This window comes from Rhizobium freirei PRF 81, assembly GCF_000359745.1.
In the GTDB taxonomy this organism is placed as follows: domain Bacteria; phylum Pseudomonadota; class Alphaproteobacteria; order Rhizobiales; family Rhizobiaceae; genus Rhizobium; species Rhizobium freirei.
Window position 1 is genome coordinate 155,584 of sequence record NZ_AQHN01000084.1, and the last position, 15,955, is coordinate 171,538.

The 15,955-nt window shown below is 59.9% G+C and carries 11 protein-coding genes; 6 read left to right on the forward strand and 5 right to left on the reverse strand.

What is annotated here, in order from left to right; all coding sequences use genetic code 11:
• Nucleotides 1-138: 138 nt before the first annotated feature.
• Nucleotides 139-2,223 carry an ABC transporter substrate-binding protein gene (locus tag RHSP_RS24135; protein WP_004124561.1) on the reverse strand — a complete coding sequence of 695 codons (2,085 nt, stop codon included), beginning with the start codon at nt 2,221-2,223 and terminating at the stop codon, nt 139-141.
• A 136-nt stretch (nt 2,224-2,359) separates the two neighbouring features.
• Entirely contained in the window at nt 2,360-3,826 is a 1,467-nt protein-coding gene (melA, locus tag RHSP_RS24140; protein WP_037154211.1) for an alpha-glucosidase/alpha-galactosidase, read from the reverse strand.
• A gap of 211 nt (nt 3,827-4,037) precedes the next feature.
• On the opposite strand from melA, the gene RHSP_RS24145 reads away from it, so the two are divergent.
• Both RHSP_RS24145 and RHSP_RS24150 read left to right on the forward strand, forming a co-directional pair.
• The gene (locus tag RHSP_RS24145) at nt 4,038-4,940 is read left to right on the forward strand and encodes an AraC family transcriptional regulator (RefSeq protein WP_037154216.1); all 903 of its coding nucleotides are present in this window, start codon (nt 4,038-4,040) and stop codon (nt 4,938-4,940) included.
• A gap of 196 nt (nt 4,941-5,136) precedes the next feature.
• Entirely contained in the window at nt 5,137-7,380 is a 2,244-nt protein-coding gene (locus RHSP_RS24150) for a glycoside hydrolase family 2 protein (RefSeq protein ID WP_004124568.1), read from the forward strand.
• A 20-nt stretch (nt 7,381-7,400) separates the two neighbouring features.
• Here the strand turns inward: RHSP_RS24150 and RHSP_RS24155 are convergent, their stop codons facing one another.
• Entirely contained in the window at nt 7,401-8,312 is a 912-nt protein-coding gene (locus RHSP_RS24155) for a GntR family transcriptional regulator (RefSeq protein WP_004124571.1), read from the reverse strand.
• A 398-nt stretch (nt 8,313-8,710) separates the two neighbouring features.
• On the opposite strand from RHSP_RS24155, the gene RHSP_RS24160 reads away from it, so the two are divergent.
• The 4 genes from RHSP_RS24160 (at nt 8,711) to RHSP_RS24175 (ending at nt 13,646) form a co-directional block, all read left to right on the forward strand.
• Nucleotides 8,711-9,730, forward strand: a complete 1,020-nt coding sequence (locus tag RHSP_RS24160; protein ID WP_004124574.1) for an aldo/keto reductase — start codon at nt 8,711-8,713, stop codon at nt 9,728-9,730.
• Between the two features lie 277 nt (nt 9,731-10,007).
• Nucleotides 10,008-10,997: an ABC transporter substrate-binding protein gene (locus tag RHSP_RS24165; RefSeq protein WP_004124578.1), complete on the forward strand. Its 990-nt coding sequence runs from the start codon at nt 10,008-10,010 to the stop codon at nt 10,995-10,997.
• Nucleotides 10,998-11,091: 94 nt separating this feature from the next.
• Entirely contained in the window at nt 11,092-12,642 is a 1,551-nt protein-coding gene (locus tag RHSP_RS24170; protein ID WP_037154219.1) for a sugar ABC transporter ATP-binding protein, read from the forward strand.
• A gap of 32 nt (nt 12,643-12,674) precedes the next feature.
• The gene (locus RHSP_RS24175; RefSeq protein WP_004124583.1) at nt 12,675-13,646 is read left to right on the forward strand and encodes an ABC transporter permease; all 972 of its coding nucleotides are present in this window, start codon (nt 12,675-12,677) and stop codon (nt 13,644-13,646) included.
• A gap of 11 nt (nt 13,647-13,657) precedes the next feature.
• On the opposite strand, the gene RHSP_RS24180 is transcribed toward RHSP_RS24175, so the two are convergent.
• On the reverse strand, nt 13,658-14,665 hold the full coding sequence (locus RHSP_RS24180) for an acyltransferase family protein (protein WP_004124585.1): 1,008 nt from the start codon (nt 14,663-14,665) through the stop codon (nt 13,658-13,660).
• On the reverse strand, nt 14,662-15,954 hold the full coding sequence (locus RHSP_RS24185) for an O-antigen ligase family protein (protein ID WP_004124586.1): 1,293 nt from the start codon (nt 15,952-15,954) through the stop codon (nt 14,662-14,664). Before RHSP_RS24185 ends, RHSP_RS24180 begins: the two co-directional genes overlap by 4 nt.
• Nucleotide 15,955 lies beyond the last annotated feature (1 nt).

The window sequence follows — 15,955 nt, forward strand, 5'->3', positions numbered from 1 at the left end:
ATGCTGTCGGCAGTCTCGTTCCTTGAGGACGATATGCGCCAGCGGTTCATTTTACCCGGCGATAGCTGATCGCTGGATGTTTCAGGTTCCGTGGCAGCCGGCATTTTCGTCGCCTGCCACGGGTTACGTCATTCGACCTTATTTGATCGGACCGGCGCCGCCCGGTGCACCCGGCAGCTGCTCGGCGAACAGCTCGTATTTGCCCTGCTTGTCGGCAGGCACCCAAAGCCGCTCGCGGACGATGGAGTCCTCAGCCCAGTTGAACAGGAAGATCGGCGTGCCCGCAGGGACGTTGGAGAAACGCTTGTTGATGATCAGCGCGCCCGGATATTCCGTCAGGCCGATATTGTAGAGATGCCCGGTGGAGATCTTCTGGAACTGCTTCATCAAGGCCACGCGCTCGCCGTTGTCCTGCGATTTCGTGAACTTGCCGACGATGTCGACCATGTCCTTTTCGAAAGGCATCAGGTCCACCATGCCGTCCGAGGCGGCACGGTGGTTCCAGCTCGTGCGCGGGCCGACCGGTGCAAGCTGCTCGGTATTCTGCACGACGGAGGCCAGCTCCGTGCTGTTGCGCCGGACCATCCAGTCGAAGCGGCCGCTATAGTTCGCATCGTCTCGCTGATTGCCGTCGAGTGCATTGATAATGACGCGCAGTCCGAGCTTTTCCATCTGGGCGACGACGCCCTCGGCAAGGCTCTTGTCGGTGGCGTAGCCGCTGTTGACCAGAAGCGTGATCTCGACATCCTTGCCGCCATTGACGCCCGCCGGGAAGTTGACGATGCCGTCGCCGTCGGTGTCTTTCAGGCCGGCCTTCGCAAGCTCTGCCTTGGCGGCGGCGAGATCGAACGGATAATAGACCGTGGAACTGCGATCATAGAAGGCGCTGCCGGAGGAGAGTCCGCCCGGATAGATTGCCGTGAACGGTCCCTTGACCAGCGACTCGCCGAGCGCCTTGCGGTCGAGCGCCATGGTAACGGCCTTGCGGAAGCTCTCATTGCGGTTCAGATCTCGAACCGCCTGAGCACGCGCGTCCGGATTGCCCCAGCCATTGGCGGAGAAATTCATCTGCAGGTTATAGCCGATGAGACGTGGACCGAAGGCAAGGCGAGCCGGAGCTTCGGACTGCGCGGCGCGCTTCAGCGAGGCGACGAAGTTTTCCGGCTGTTCGAGGTTCGAAAAGTCGCCGGAGCCGGCAACCGCCTGCACGTCGCGGTCAGCCCAGGTCGAGAGCTTATAGTGCAGCTCGTTGAGGTAGGGCAGCTGATTGCCCTTCTCGTCGACCTTCCAGTAATAGGGGTTGCGGCGCATGACGATGATATCGTCGGACCGATATTCCACAGGCACCCAGGCGCCCATGACGGGCATGTTCATGAATTCCGGCGGGAAGGCATTCTTGAACTGATCGTAAGTATTCTTGGAATATTTCGGATGCTGCGGCTTCAGAATGTGCGACGGGCCGGGGCAGAATGTGCCGTAGGCCATGGCATAGAGATATTGCTTCGGAAATGCTTCCTTGAAGGTCCATTCGACGGTGTAGTCGTCGATCTTCTTCAGCGTCGTGCCGGCTCCGAACGTATCCGGGCTCGCGCCGTTCAAAGGCGAGACGTTCCGATCGTTGACCTCGTCTTCCCAGTAGAACATCAAGTCGTCGGCGTTGAAGGGTGCGCCGTCGGACCATTTTGCGCCTTCGATCAGGTGCATGGTGAGCTTATGGCCGTCCGTCGACCAGTCCCAGCTCTTGGCAAGGTTCGGTAGCGGCTCGGTATCCTTGGCTTCGACCTGGAAGAGCGGAGCGGTGCGCGTCAGGCATTCGGACAGGCCGATATCGATGCCGCCCCAACCCTGGCTCTGGCCGCCTGTATAGTTCCAGCCTTCCGGCCGGCCGCCGATGACGTGGCGTAGCGTGTCGCCATAGACGCCGACGCCGTCAGGCATGTTGCCGCTCTTGTAGACCAGCGGCTCTTTCGGGAGGCGATCCTTGACGGGCGGCAGCTTGCCGGTCTTGACGAACTTGTCGGTGACCCAGGAAGGCTCGTGATAGTCCGGCAGCGCCTTGAACTCCAGGATGGAGCTGCGCTCGACATATTTGATCTTGCCTTCCGCCGGGAAGACCGGTGGAACGGGCGGTACAGTCGGCTCGGCTGCATAGGCGCTGATCGCGATTGCGGATGTGGCAATCGTCAGCGCGGCGAGAAGGCCGATCGGTCGAAAATGTCTCATCTTGTTCTCTCTCCCAAAATCGCGAGCGTTCCGTTCGAGGCCTCGCGTTCCTCCTTTGAAACGAAAGATGACCGGTTGGGGCGGGATATCCCCTTGAAATCCCGCCTCATCCCTTATCTTCCGGCCTGCATGTTCATCAGCCCGCCTGCTTCAGAGCGGCTTTCTCCGCGCGCAACTCCTCGATCGTACGGACGTTGCGGCTGGCGGCACCCTTCCAGTCGCGCGTCTTGACCTTGCTGCGCGACAGCCGGTCCTTGGCACCTTCCACCGCATGCGCATATTGCGGCAGCCAACGCGCCTCGGCGACGACCATTTCGTCGACCATCTGCCAGACCTCCTCCGGCGTGGCGATGGCGCCGACCAGCGGGTCGTGCAGGACGGCAAGTTTCAGCAGGTCGATATCGCCGCTGATGGCGGCATGGACCGACATGCGCTGAACGTTGATCGAAGAAATGCAGGTGGCCGCGCAGGCCTCCGGCAAAGTTACGCCCGCCACCATATTGACGCCGAAGCGATCGATGAAGCCGGGGGATTCGATGATAGCGTCGCTTGGCAGATTGGTGATGACGCCATTGTTCTTGACGTTGAAATGGCCGCGATAGACGCGGTTGGTTTCGAGCGCCTCCAGAATGTGGCTCGCATGTTCGTTGGAGCGGCGTGCCGGGTCGATCGGCTGCGAAGCGCTGTCGAGGATCTGCTGGAATTCCGTCTCAAACCAGTTGCGCGTCTCGGTGGAGTGACGCAGATAGCCGCCGGTTTCGCCGTGAATCCAGTCCGACATGTCGATCCATTTGTTGATCTCGTCGGGACGCTTGCGATACCAGGGCAGGTATTCGGACAGGTGGCCGTTGCTCTCCGTCGAATAGACGCCGAACCGCTTCAGCACGTCGATGCGCAGCTTTTCCTGCTGCGAAAAGACCGGATGCGCCTCGAAGGCGGCGATCAATTCGTCCTTGCCGATCTTGCGGCCGTTGAGGCGCAGATCGACGAACCAGGTCTGATGGTTGATGCCCGAGCAGATATAATCGAGCTCGCTCTTGTCCTTGGCGCCGAGCACTTCAGCGATTTGTTCGGCACCATGCTGGACGCCATGGCAGAGACCGATCGTGTCGACCTTGCCGTATTCGATCGCCGCCCAGGTGTTCATCGCCATCGGGTTGGCATAGTTCAGGAATTTGGCGCCGCTCTCGGCGACCTCGCGGATATCCTTGCAGAAATCGAGGATGACCGGAATGTTGCGCTGACCGTAGAGAATGCCACCGGCGCAGATCGTATCGCCGACGCACTGGTCGATGCCGTATTTCAGCGGAATGCGGATATCCTCGGCATAGGCTTCCAGGCCGCCGACGCGGACGCAGCTGATGATATAGCGCGCGCCCGTGAGCGCCTTGCGGCGATCCGTCGTGGCCGTCACGCGCGTCGGCAGCTTGTTTGCTTCGACGATCCGGTCGAGGATCGCCTTGATCATCGTCAGATTGTGCTCGCTCATGTCCGTCAGCGCGAATTCGACGTCGCGGAATTCCGGCACGCAGAGAATGTCGGTGAACAGCTTTTTCGTGAAGCCGACGCTGCCCGCGCCGATAATAGCGATTTTGAAACTCATGATCCTCACCTTCAAGTCGGTCGAACGAGCAGCGGCAGGGGAGATAGCAGCATCTCCGCCCTATGATCGCATCGATTGCGAAACGGGCAGAAATTATGTTTTTTTCTCCAATCGCCGGTCCTCGTCGGCGGTCAAGCGCTGTTTTCTGGCGGAATTATGCCTATAATCGCCGGAGCGAACAGAGAACTATTATGCTTTCAAGGGTAATTTTGTGCTGCAGGAATTGATCGATAACGGACAGGTCATGCGGACGGTTTCGCTGCCGCGCGGCCGCCACCGGCTGCATGCCATGCCGACCAGCGCCGGCTATGAAATCAGATATAACGAACCCTATGATTGGGACGGGCGCCGGCGCGGCCAGACACCGTTTACCGTGCTTCAGCATACGATCAGCGGCTCCGGCCGGTTGCGCTATGAGGGTCGCAGCTATCGTGTGAACACCGGGGAGACGCTGCTCGTTCTCGTGCCGCACAATCACCGCTACTGGCTGGAGAAGGGGGAGCGCTGGGAATATTTCTGGATCTCGATGAACGGCGAGGAAGCGTTGCGCATCCATCGCCTGATCCTGTCCGCGGCCGGCCCCGTGCTGAAGCTGCAGCAGGCGACCATCGATCACCTTGCCGATTGCGGCCTGCGGCTTATCAGGGGTGCCCAGACGCCCGCCTCTGCCTCGGCCGTCGCCTATGAGGTGGCGATGGCGCTCTATGACGATGTCTTCGGCTCGCATGCCTTTGCCGCCGATCGCTCCGCCATGCAGATCGTCATCGACCACATCAACGCCAATCTGGATAAGCCGCTTCCCGTCGATGAACTCGCCACGGTGAGCGGTCTCAGCCGTGCGCATTTCTCGCGTGTCTTTGCCGAGAGCGAGGGTGTGCCGCCGGCGGAATTCGTGCTGCAGCAGCGCATGCAGCGCGCGGCGAAACTGCTGACGAAGGCGGCCTTCATTCCGGTCAAGGAAGTCGCGATCATGTCGGGCTTCGATGATGCCAATTATTTTTCCAAGGTGTTTCGCCGCATCTACGGTATCAATCCAACGGAGTTCCGCACGACCGGCATGTATGCCGCGGTGCGCAGCCCTGTCGAAGAGGGAAAGGGCAGCCGCAACCGGTAGGCTGCCGCAGGGCGACACGCGCCGCTGTCGTTCAAAGTCGGAGAACTGAAATCCGCCAACCGGTCGCATTGCGCGTCTGCGGCGAGCCTGTATAGATATCGCCCCGCGGCACCATGTCCGCCGCACCCTACGCCTGATTTTCCATGCAATATGTGTTCTTCCCCCGATGTGACGGGCTTAATCGATAGGACTGAATATGCGCTCAGTTGTTGCCTTCAACCAATCCTGGACGTTTCGCGAAGGGTTTTCCCGGGCCGATGCAGGCCGTTTGCAGGAGGGCCAACCCGTCACGCTACCGCATACCGCCATCGAACTGCCGTTCAACTATTTCGACGAGAAATCCTATCAGCGTGCCTTCACCTATCAGAAGACAATCGTCTGGGACGAGGCATATAGGGGTCGCGAGATATCGCTGGTTTTCGATGCCGCGATGGCTGACGCTGTTGTCTATCTGAACGGCGAGGAGATCGTTGCGCACAAGGACGGCTACACGCCGTTCGAGGCGCGCCTGACCGGACGTCTGCGAGAGGGCGAGAACCTTATCACCGTCAAGATCGACGGGAGCGAGAATCCCGAAATCCCGCCCTTCGGCGGCCGGATCGATTATCTGACCTATGCCGGCATCTACCGCGATGTCTGGCTAAAACTCACCGATCCCGTCTTTATTGCCAATATCAAGGTCGAGACCGCGGATGTCCTTTCCGACAGTAAATCCGCGGCCATCCGCTGCGATATCTCCAATCCGCAAAACCTCGTCTTCAAAGGCAATGTGAAAGTGACCTTGCGGTCCGTCGATGGCAAGGCCATTGCTTCGGGCGAGGCGGGCACGTCGGGCGAAAGCGTGACGCTCGGCTTCAATGGTCTCTCGGGCCTATCGCTTTGGGATCTCGACAATCCCGTCCTCTATTCGGCAGAAGTGGAGCTTGCGACCGGTCACGGCACGGATCGTCATGCCGCGACCTTCGGTTTCCGCACCGCGAGCTTTACCGCCGAGGGCTTTCTGCTGAACGGCAAGGTGTTGAAGCTGCGTGGGCTCAACCGCCATCAGGCCTTCCCCTATGTCGGCTATGCGATGGGCCGTTCGGCCCAGGAGCGCGATGCCGAGCTGATGAAGCATACTCTCAAATGCAACATCGTGCGCACATCGCATTATCCTCAGTCAAAATGGTTCCTCGATCATTGCGACCGTATCGGCCTGCTCGTCTTCGAGGAAATCCCCGGCTGGCAGCATATCGGCGATGAGGAATGGCAGCAGGAATCGATCCGCAATGTGCGTCGCATGATCGAACGCGACTGGAACCACCCCTCGATCATCATCTGGGGCGTGCGCATCAACGAATCGCAGGATTCTCACGATTTCTACGCCGAGACGAACCGGCTGGCGCGCGAACTCGATCCGACGCGCCAGACAGGCGGCGTCCGCTACATCACCGAGAGCGAAATGCTCGAGGACGTCTACACGATGAATGATTTTATACTCGGCAATGAGGAACTGCCGGGCGCCAACCGGCCGCGTACGCCGCTGAGGCCACAGCAGGAAAACACCGGCCTTTCCAAGGACGTGCCCTATCTGATCACCGAGTTCGGCGGCCATATGTATCCGACGAAAATCTACGATCAGGAACAGCGGCAGGCCGAGCATGTGCGCCGGCATCTGGAAGTTCTGAATGCCGCCTATGGCGACCCATCGATTTCGGGCGCGATCGGATGGTGCATGTTCGACTATAACACCCACAGCGATTTCGGCTCGGGCGACCGCATCTGCTATCACGGCGTCATGGACATGTTCCGTGAGCCGAAATTCGCCGCCTACGTCTACGCCAGCCAATGCGAACCATCCGAAGAGGTGGTCATGAAGCCGGTGACGATCTGGGCGCGCGGCGAGCGCAACATCGGCGGCGCTCTGCCGCTGATCGTTCTGACGAACTGCGATGAGGTCGAGCTGCGTTATGGTTCGCTTACCAAGCGTCTAGGCCCGGACCGGGAAACGTTCCCGCATTTGCCGTATGCGCCTGTCGTCTTCGATCACCGTTCCTTTACGCCGGACGAGCTCGGAGTATGGGGAATGGAGTGGGAGGATGTGCATTTCACCGGCTATATCGGCGGCAAGCCGGTGGCGGAGCAGCATATGGTCGCCAATCCGCTGCCGACGTTGCTTCAGGTGGAGGCAGATGCGGATACCTTGAGGGCAGAAGAGCGCGATACGGTGCGTGTCATCGTGCGCGCACTCGATCAGGCCGGATCGCGGCTGGCTTTCCTCAATGAGGCCATCACCATCAAGATCGACGGGCCGGCCAGGGTTGTCGGGTCGGAAACCGTGGCATTTCAGGGCGGAACCACGGGCTTCTGGTTGCAGGCAACTGGCAAGATTGGCGCCATCAGGCTCGAAGTCTCATCTCCGCGCTTTGCCACTCAAAGCGTAAGTTTCACTGCAAAATAGGGGATAGCCGGCTCTGTCCATCAAGCGGCTGAGCCGGCAGCGTCCCCTTGGCTTTGCGGAATGGACTGCAGCAGCGTCTGTCTCGCGGAAGCAAGATGCGTGCGGCAGGCGGCGTCGATCCGTTGCGGGTCGCGCGATTGCAGCGCTGCGATATAATCGAGATGTTCGGCGATGGCGCGGGCATTGCGCTCGCGAGCGAAGGCCTTGTTCCACTGGAAGTGATAGTGGAAGACGATGGCAATGACATCGTAGAAATCGGCAATGAAGCGATTGCTCGAGGCGCGATGGATGAGCAGGTGAAACTTTTCGTCGAGGCGTGAAAAGTCACGGTAATGCGCATCGAAATCCTTCAATAGCGCGTGATGTTCGCGCTCGATCGCCTTCAAATCCTCCCAAGCGCGATGGTTTAGAGGCAGGCGGCCAAATTCTGCGGCAGAATGCAGCTCGAACATCTCGCGCACATCGGCGAGTTCAAGCGCGAATTCGCTGGTGAAACCCTTCAGGATCCAATGGCTGTTCGGTCGTTTCTCGATCAGACCGAAGCGGCTGAAGCGGATGAGGAATTCGCGCACGACGGAGGTGCCGGTGCCGATTTCGCGTGCGAGTTCCAGTTCGTTGATCTGCATGCCGGGCTGTGCTTCGTCGGACATGATGCGCATCATGAAGCTGCGCTCGATGATATCGTGCAGTGAATCGGTTTCCTCCTTGGGGAAGAAATCCGCCTGGTTCGGCAGGCGCAGCACGGTCTTTTGCCGCTTGTTCCAGAGAATGATGCCGGCGTCGCTGAGACGCATGAGGATTGCCCGCGCCGTACTGCGGCTGACGCCGAGTTCGGCTGCGATTTCGGGCTCGCTCGGCAGTTCCGTATCGAGCTTCAGCCGCGCCGCGTAGCGATTGTACGCTTCCTTGAAGAGCGTGTTTTGCCTTGCCATTTCCCCCCTCGCGTATCGTCGCCGCTCTTTACCGGCGGCGCTGTCTGAACCATGATCGAATGGCAGTCAATTGCAGGAGTGTTTGCCGGAACCGTTCAGGCCGCCTTCCTCCGTGGCGGGTGGCGATTTCCTCGTTGACACCAAAATGTTTATTGTAGATAAAAAACAAAATCAATTGGCGATGGATGTTGGGAGCTTCCGATAACGCCGATGAGCAGGGAGGGCTTAGGAATGACAAGGCTCGAATCCTGCCGCCGGAGTGCAATTGTCAGCTCGGGATGCGGCCTCGTTGCCTCGTTGCCTCGCGCCGGCGCAGATATTACGCAACATGGTGATGGCCACTCCGTCGGGCCGTATGCGACGGGAATTGGAATGACAGTCATCACAAGGGAGAGGTGATGAAGACGAGAACAATCGGTAGGACGGGGCTTGAGGTCACCGAAATCAGCTTCGGCGCCGCGGCGCTGGGCGGCCTCTATCGCACCTGCCCCCGCGACCAGGCGATGGAGACCTTGCAGGCGGCCTGGGACAGCGGCATCCGCTATTTCGATGTCGCCCCCTGGTATGGCTTCGGCCTTGGCGAGCGCCGCGTCGGCGATTTCCTGCGCGATCAGCCCGAAGACAGCTATGTATTGTCGACCAAGGTCGGCCGCCTGATGCGCCCGGTGCCGACGGATAAGGTGCCCAATTACGGCTATGTCGATCCGCTGCCTTTCGATGCCGATTACGATTACTCCTATGACGGCATCATGCGCTCGGTCGAATTCAGCTACGCCCGCCTTGGGCTCAATCGCATCGATATTCTCTATGTCCACGACATTGGCGGCTATACTCACGGCAAGGCGCTGAACGAACGTTATCTCGGACAGCTCTTGGGATCAGGGTTGAAGGCTCTGGAGGAGCTGAAATCATCGGGTGCGATCAAGGCCTATGGCCTCGGCGTCAACGAAGTGCCGGTCTGTCTGGACGTGATGCATGCGGCCGATATTGACTGCATTCTCATGGCGGGACGTTATACTCTGCTCGACCGTTCCGCCGTTGCCGAGTTGCTGCCGCTCTGTGAGAAGAAGGGAACGTCGCTGGTGGTAGGCGGCGTCTTCAATTCCGGTATTCTGGCGACGGGGCCGGTGCCCGGTGCACATTTCGACTATCTGCCGGCAACGCCGGATATCTTGGCCAAGGTGGGGGCGATGGAGGAGCTCGCCCGCAAGCATGCCGTGCCGCTCGCCCAGCCGGCGCTTCAGTTCCCGCTGCGCAGTTCTTGCGTAGCCTCGGTCCTGATCGGCACGGCGAAGCCGGAAAGTCTTATCCGCAATATGCGGCTCGTGGAGCCTCGGCTTCCCGACAGCCTTTATGCGGAATTCGAAGGATTGACCCTGGTTGCGCCTCCGTTGGGAGACGAGGCGGTTCGGGTCTAGAGCAATTCCAGGAAAAGTGCGCAGCGGTTTTCCGTTCGGAATTGCGTGGAATAGCAGATGGAGCGGTTTTGCGATTCCGTGAGACGTTAAACCGCTCCGATAGACAGAGAGCTATCGAGCCGTCAGGAGAGGCGGCTTCGAGGAGGAGGAAAGCCTGTTTTGGCGTCGGCGGCCTTTCCGCCGCGCGATGCGTGACGCCTAAAGGCGTTGCGGTACCGAGCCGTAAGCGTTCAGCGGCCGGTGTGCAGGAAGCAGAGCGCGTTGAGAGGAGAAGCAGATGAAAATTGCCAAGTCACTTCTGTCCCGCCGCAGCTTCGCCGGCCTTGCCGGCGCTGCCATCATCGCAATGGCGATGCCTGTGCAGTCCTTTGCGGCCGACGTGACCATCCCGATCATCGTCAAGGATACGACATCCTTCTATTGGCAGATCGTTCTCGCCGGCGCTCGCCAGGCGGGCAAGGATCTCGGCGTGAAGGTGCCGGAGCTTGGCGCGCAGTCGGAATCCGACATCAACGGCCAGATCAGCATTCTCGAAAACGCCGTTGCCGGCAAGCCGGCCGCCGTCGTGATCGCGCCGACCGAACGCAAAGCACTCGGCAAGCCGGTGGATGAAGCCGCCAAGTCCGTGCCCGTGGTCGGCATCGACTCGGCCGCCGATTCCAAAGCCTTCGTGTCGTTCCTGACGACCGACAACACGCAGGGCGGCCGCATTGCTGCTGATGGCCTTGCTGCGGCGATCAAGGGCATGACCGGCAAGGAAGAAGGTGAAGTCGCCATCATCACCAGCCTGCCGGGCGTCGGCTCTCTCGACCAGCGCCGTCAGGGCTTCCTGGAAGAGGTCAAGAGCAAGTATCCGGGCCTCAAGGTCGTTGCCGATAAATATGCCGATGGCCAGGCGACCACCGGCCTCAACATCATGACCGACCTGATCACCGCCAATCCGAAGCTCGTAGGCGTCTTCGCTTCCAACCTGATCATGGCGCAGGGCGTCGGCCAGGCGATTGCCGAAAACAAGCTCGGCGACAAGATCAAGGTCATCGGCTTCGACAATGACGACAAGACCGTCGGCTTCCTGAAATCAGGCGTTCTTGCCGGCCTCGTCGTTCAGGATCCCTATCGCATGGGTTATGACGGCATCAAGACGGCGCTTGCCGCCTCAAAGAAGGAAAAGGTCGAGGCTAATGTCGATACCGGCGCCAACCTCGTCACCAAGGCGAATATGAGCGATCCGAAGATCGATGCCCTGATCAATCCGAAGGTCAAGTAAGGCCTGAGACCGCGCCCGAAAGGATCGGGCGCGGTCTTTTCGTCTGGCTGCTTCCCCGAAGCGGCTGCGCGACGATGCGAATGGAGGAGACCTCATGACGAGCCTTGAAGAAATCAGCCATCGGCACGACGACACCGTCAAGACGGAAGCAAACCGCATTCCGGCTGGCTCGCCCATCCTCGAGCTCAAGGGACTGCAGAAGCGCTACGGCTATGTCGAGGCGCTGAAGCCGGCGACGGTTACCTTTCTGGCCGGAGAGATCCATGCGATCGTCGGCGAAAACGGTGCCGGCAAGTCGACGCTCATCAAGCTCCTGACCGGCGTCATCACGAGGACGGCTGGCGAGATCTTCTGGTGCGGCCATCCTGTGGCGCTCGCAACACCCAATGAGGCGATCGCCCGCGGCATCAATGCCGTGCATCAGGAAGTCGTGCTCTGTCCGCATCTGACGGTTGCGGCCAATCTCTTCCTTGGCGATGAAGTCAATCGTTTCGGCCTGATGCGCAAGAAGCAGATGGTGGCGATGGCGCAGGCGGTGCTCGACGATCTCGGCTTCGGCTTGCCGGCCGGCGAACTCCTGAGTTCTCTCACCATCGGCCAGCAGCAGCTGGTCGCAACTGCAAGAGCCGCGATGCGCGGCACGCAGTTTCTGATTTTCGACGAGCCGACCGCCTATCTCACCCGTCAGGAATCGGCGCAATTGTTCAAGCTGATCCGCCGCCTGCAGGGCGAGGGTGTGACGATCGTCTATATCAGTCATCGCATGGAAGAAGTGTTCGAGCTGGCCGATCGCGTCTCCGTGTTGCGCGACGGCACACATGTCGGCACCCGCACCATCGCCGAAACCAACGACGACGAGCTGATCAAGCTGATGATCAATCGTTCCATCGAGCAGATCTACCATAAGGAGGAGATTCCGCTCGGCGACACCATCCTCGAGGCGCGCGGCCTTTCCGGCCCTGGCTTCGAGAATGTTTCGATGAGCGTTCGTGCCGGCGAAATTGTCGGCCTTTATGGCCTGATCGGCGCCGGCCGCAGCGAATTCGCTCTCGGTCTTTATGGGCGCCAGCCGCTCTCCACCGGCGAAATCTACTGGCAGGGACGCAAGGTCGACATCCGCAACGAGCGTGATGCGATGGAACTGGGCATTGCGCTCGCGCCGGAAAGTCGGCGCGATCAGGGGCTCTGCCTCAACCTGCCGATCGGGCTGAACATCAATCTGCCCGTCTTCAAACGGTTGAGCCGCGGCCCAATCATCAACAACAAGGGCGAGGCGGACAATGCCGACAAGCAAATCCGCGATCTCAGCATCAAGACGCCCAGCCGGCGGGTTCTGGTCTCCGCCATGTCCGGCGGCAATCAGCAGAAGGTGGTCATTGGCAAGTGGCTGAGCCACGGTGCCAAGCTTTTCATCTTCGACGAGCCGACCGTCGGTGTCGATGTCGGGACGAAGGCCGAAATCTATCGGCTGTTTGCCAAGCTGCTTCGCGGTGGCGCCGGCATCATCGTCATCTCGTCCTATCTGCCGGAGGTCTACGAGCTCGCCGATCGTCTGCACGTCTTCCGCCACGGCCAGCTGGTCGCCAGCCATGATTTCCATGCTGCAACGCATGAGGAAGTCCTTGGCGAAGCGATCGGCGTCTGAACAACAAACAAGTCGAAAGAGGGAGAACAAAAATGGCCGCGAATACGACAGAGGGCCCGACCGTTGCGCCGAGGCGCAAGATGAATATCCTCTTCAGCTTGACGCTGATCTTGCTGCTTCTCGCACTCTGGATCGTTCTCGGCTTCTGGACCGACAAGTTCTGGACGCCGCTCAACATCACCAACCTGATGCGCCAGGGCTCGATGACGGCGATTCTTGCGCTCGGCCAGACCTTCGTCATCATTACCGCGGGTATCGATCTTTCCGTCGGCGCGATTGTCGGCTTCTGCACCGTCATTATCGCCTGGTTGCTTCATGCCGGGTTTCCGGTGTGGGCCGCGATCCTCATCACTTTGCTGTTCGGGGTCCTGATCGGCGCGTTCCATGGTTTCGGCATCGTGCGCATGGGCCTGCCGCCCTTCATCATCACGCTGGCGACGCTGACCTCCCTGCGCGGCATCGGGCTGCTGATTACCAATGGTTCGACGATCAACATCGTCAATGACGATTTCACCAATTTCTCCGTCTCGGATTTCCTGGGGATTCCAAGCCTGTTCTGGATGGTGATCCTGGTGGCGATCCCGGCTGTCGTCTTTCTGCATTTGAGCCGCTGGGGCCGCTATCTTTTCGCCGTCGGCTCCAATCGCGAGGCTGCCCGCCTTTCCGGCGTCAACGTCAACTGGATGATCTATCTCGCCTATATTCTGTCGGGAACCTGCGCTGCCTTCGTCGGCGTTCTGCTTGCCTCGCGCATCGCCATCGGCAATGCGACCCAGGCGGACGGTTGGGAATTGCAGGCGATCGCCTCGTCGGTTATCGGCGGAACCAGCCTGTTCGGCGCGGTCGGCTCCGTCTATGGACCGCTGATCGGCGCCTTCATCCTGGCGACCATCAACAACGGCGCCAACCTGCTGAACCTGAATTCCTTCTGGCAGCGCATCATCACCGGCGTCCTGATCATCGTGATCGTCTATTTCGATCAGCTGCGGCGCCGGCGGCTCTAACCGGTCCGCTTTTACGCTGGCGAGGGGCGAGCCCTTCGCCAGCTGACGTTCCGCAACAGATTGCGCAGCGGCTTTTCGACCAGCTCATAGGCAAAGACGCCGAGCAAGGTTCCAAGTATCACGCCGATAAAGGCGACGGCATCGGAAGGGATCGGCGTCGACGCCACGAGCTTTACGATCACCGAGATTGCCAGCGTATGCCATAGATAGATGGAATAGGAGGCGTTGCCGAGATAGGTGAGCGGCGGAATCTGCAGCAGCCTGCCGCTGCGTTCGACCGAAACCATGCCGAGCACCAGCGCTATGGCGAGCGGCCCGCAGGTTAGCTCGTTAAATTCGAGGCCGAGAAGCTCGATGGCAGCGAAACCGGCAACCGAGGCGACCATGAGGGCAACACCCAGTCCAAATCCGGGAGTGGTCCCTTTCAGCCAGAGCTGCCCGAGAACCGCGCCAGCGACAAATTCGAGAATGATCGGCCTGGTATAGGTGACAGGCAGCGGCGATTGCGGATGGATGATGGCGCCGGCGATCACGAAGGCGACAAAGACGCCGATCAGGCTGCCAAGACGCAGGCGCTGCGGCAGGAACAGGCAGGCGGCAAAGACGACGTAGAAGAACATCTCGAAGTTCAGCGTCCATCCCTGCACCAGAACCGGCCATATTTCGCCATTGCCCGTGCTTGGCGAGCGAACGGGGATGAACAGCAGCGAGCCGAGGATATGGCTTGCCGTCAGCTTCATGCTCGGAAACAGTCCGACAATTGCGCCACCGATCATGATGGCGGTGACGATCCAGTAGGACGGTGCGATGCGCTGCAGCCGGTCGAGCACGAACTGAAGCGGTGTCACCGGGCGCCGCTCGCTCATGGTCCACATGATGAAGCCGCTGATGACGAAGAAGACGTCGACGCCGGCGGCTCCGATACGGAAATGGTTGCCGCTGCGCTCGGCTGCATGAAACAGCACCACGGCAAGCGCTGCGAAGGCGCGAAGATATTGGATGCCATGAAGCGTTTTCATCGGCTCGTCTGTGTCCCCCAATTTGCGGGCGGAGCAAATTCCATCCGCTGGTCGACCGGCAGAGGTGCGCTTACTGGCGCACGCATCCGCATGGAGAGCTTTCCTGCCGTGAAATAGAACAGGAAGGAGCCGACATGATACGGATTGAGAATATCGATCTCCACGAAGGACCGGATCAGCAGCAGGGTGGCGACGCCCAGAAGGACGTAGGATTCATCATTTCTGATGTCGCTGAGGAAGCGGTTGATATGGCCGACGAAGGCCGTCAACAGGATCGAGGCGAGCAGGAGGACGCCGATGAGGCCGGTCTCTACAGTCGTTTCGATATAGGTATTGTGGAAATGGAAGCCGGCGCGCGAGGTGATGTAAAACTCCTCCCACAGTCGCTCGGGCTCAGAAAAGCCCTGGACCCAGTAAGCCTGATAGCCGACGCCAAAGAAAGGATTCTGCAGCGCGGTCGCGATGCCCTGCTGCCAGAGATAGGTGCGTCCGGTGAGCGTGGAATCCTTGCCGAAGGCGCCGAGGACGAGATCCACCGCGCCGAGATAGACGCCGGCAACGGCGAGCACGACGCCTGATATCGCGACGGTCGCAAACAGCGTTTTGCGCTGTCTCGGCGACAGAAACAGGATGACGCGCAGGCTGATGCACAATACCACGACCAATCCCGTCGTCAGTACGGATGTCGCCGATGCCGATGCGAGCAGGCAATAGGCCGACAGCAGGCCGGCAAGACCCGCACCCAGCATCCAGATTCGCCGCTCGCCCAGGACAAAAACGGCGGCAAAGGCGAAATAGATGCCGAGCGAGGCATAGAAGCCGAGCTGGTTCTTGGAATCGAAGGCGCCGACGAAGCTGTAGGTTCCATCGATGGGGTCGTAGGCATAGTAGCCGAACAATATCGAATAGATGAGCACGATGCCGGTGCCTGCGATCGCGCCGCGCGTAAGCGTGCGGATGTCGAGCGTTCGCATGGCAATCAAGGCGCAGAAGATGTGCGTCGTATACTGGATCGCGGCTCGCGCCGTCACGGAGGGAACGACCGACCAGAAAATCGACAGGCAGGTGAAGACGCCGAAGGCGAACAGCCAGAGCTGCCTATGATAGCTGCCGAGCACATTGCGATAGTCGATCAGCACCAGCGGAAACCAGAGCGCGTAGTAGAGCAGGATCGAAGGCTGACCGAAGCGGGAAGAATAGGCGAAGACGAAGAAAGACAGAGCAGTCGCCACCATGCCATAGGTGGCGTTGCTGCCTGGTCGGACAAAGATCGATTTGGCAATCCGCATC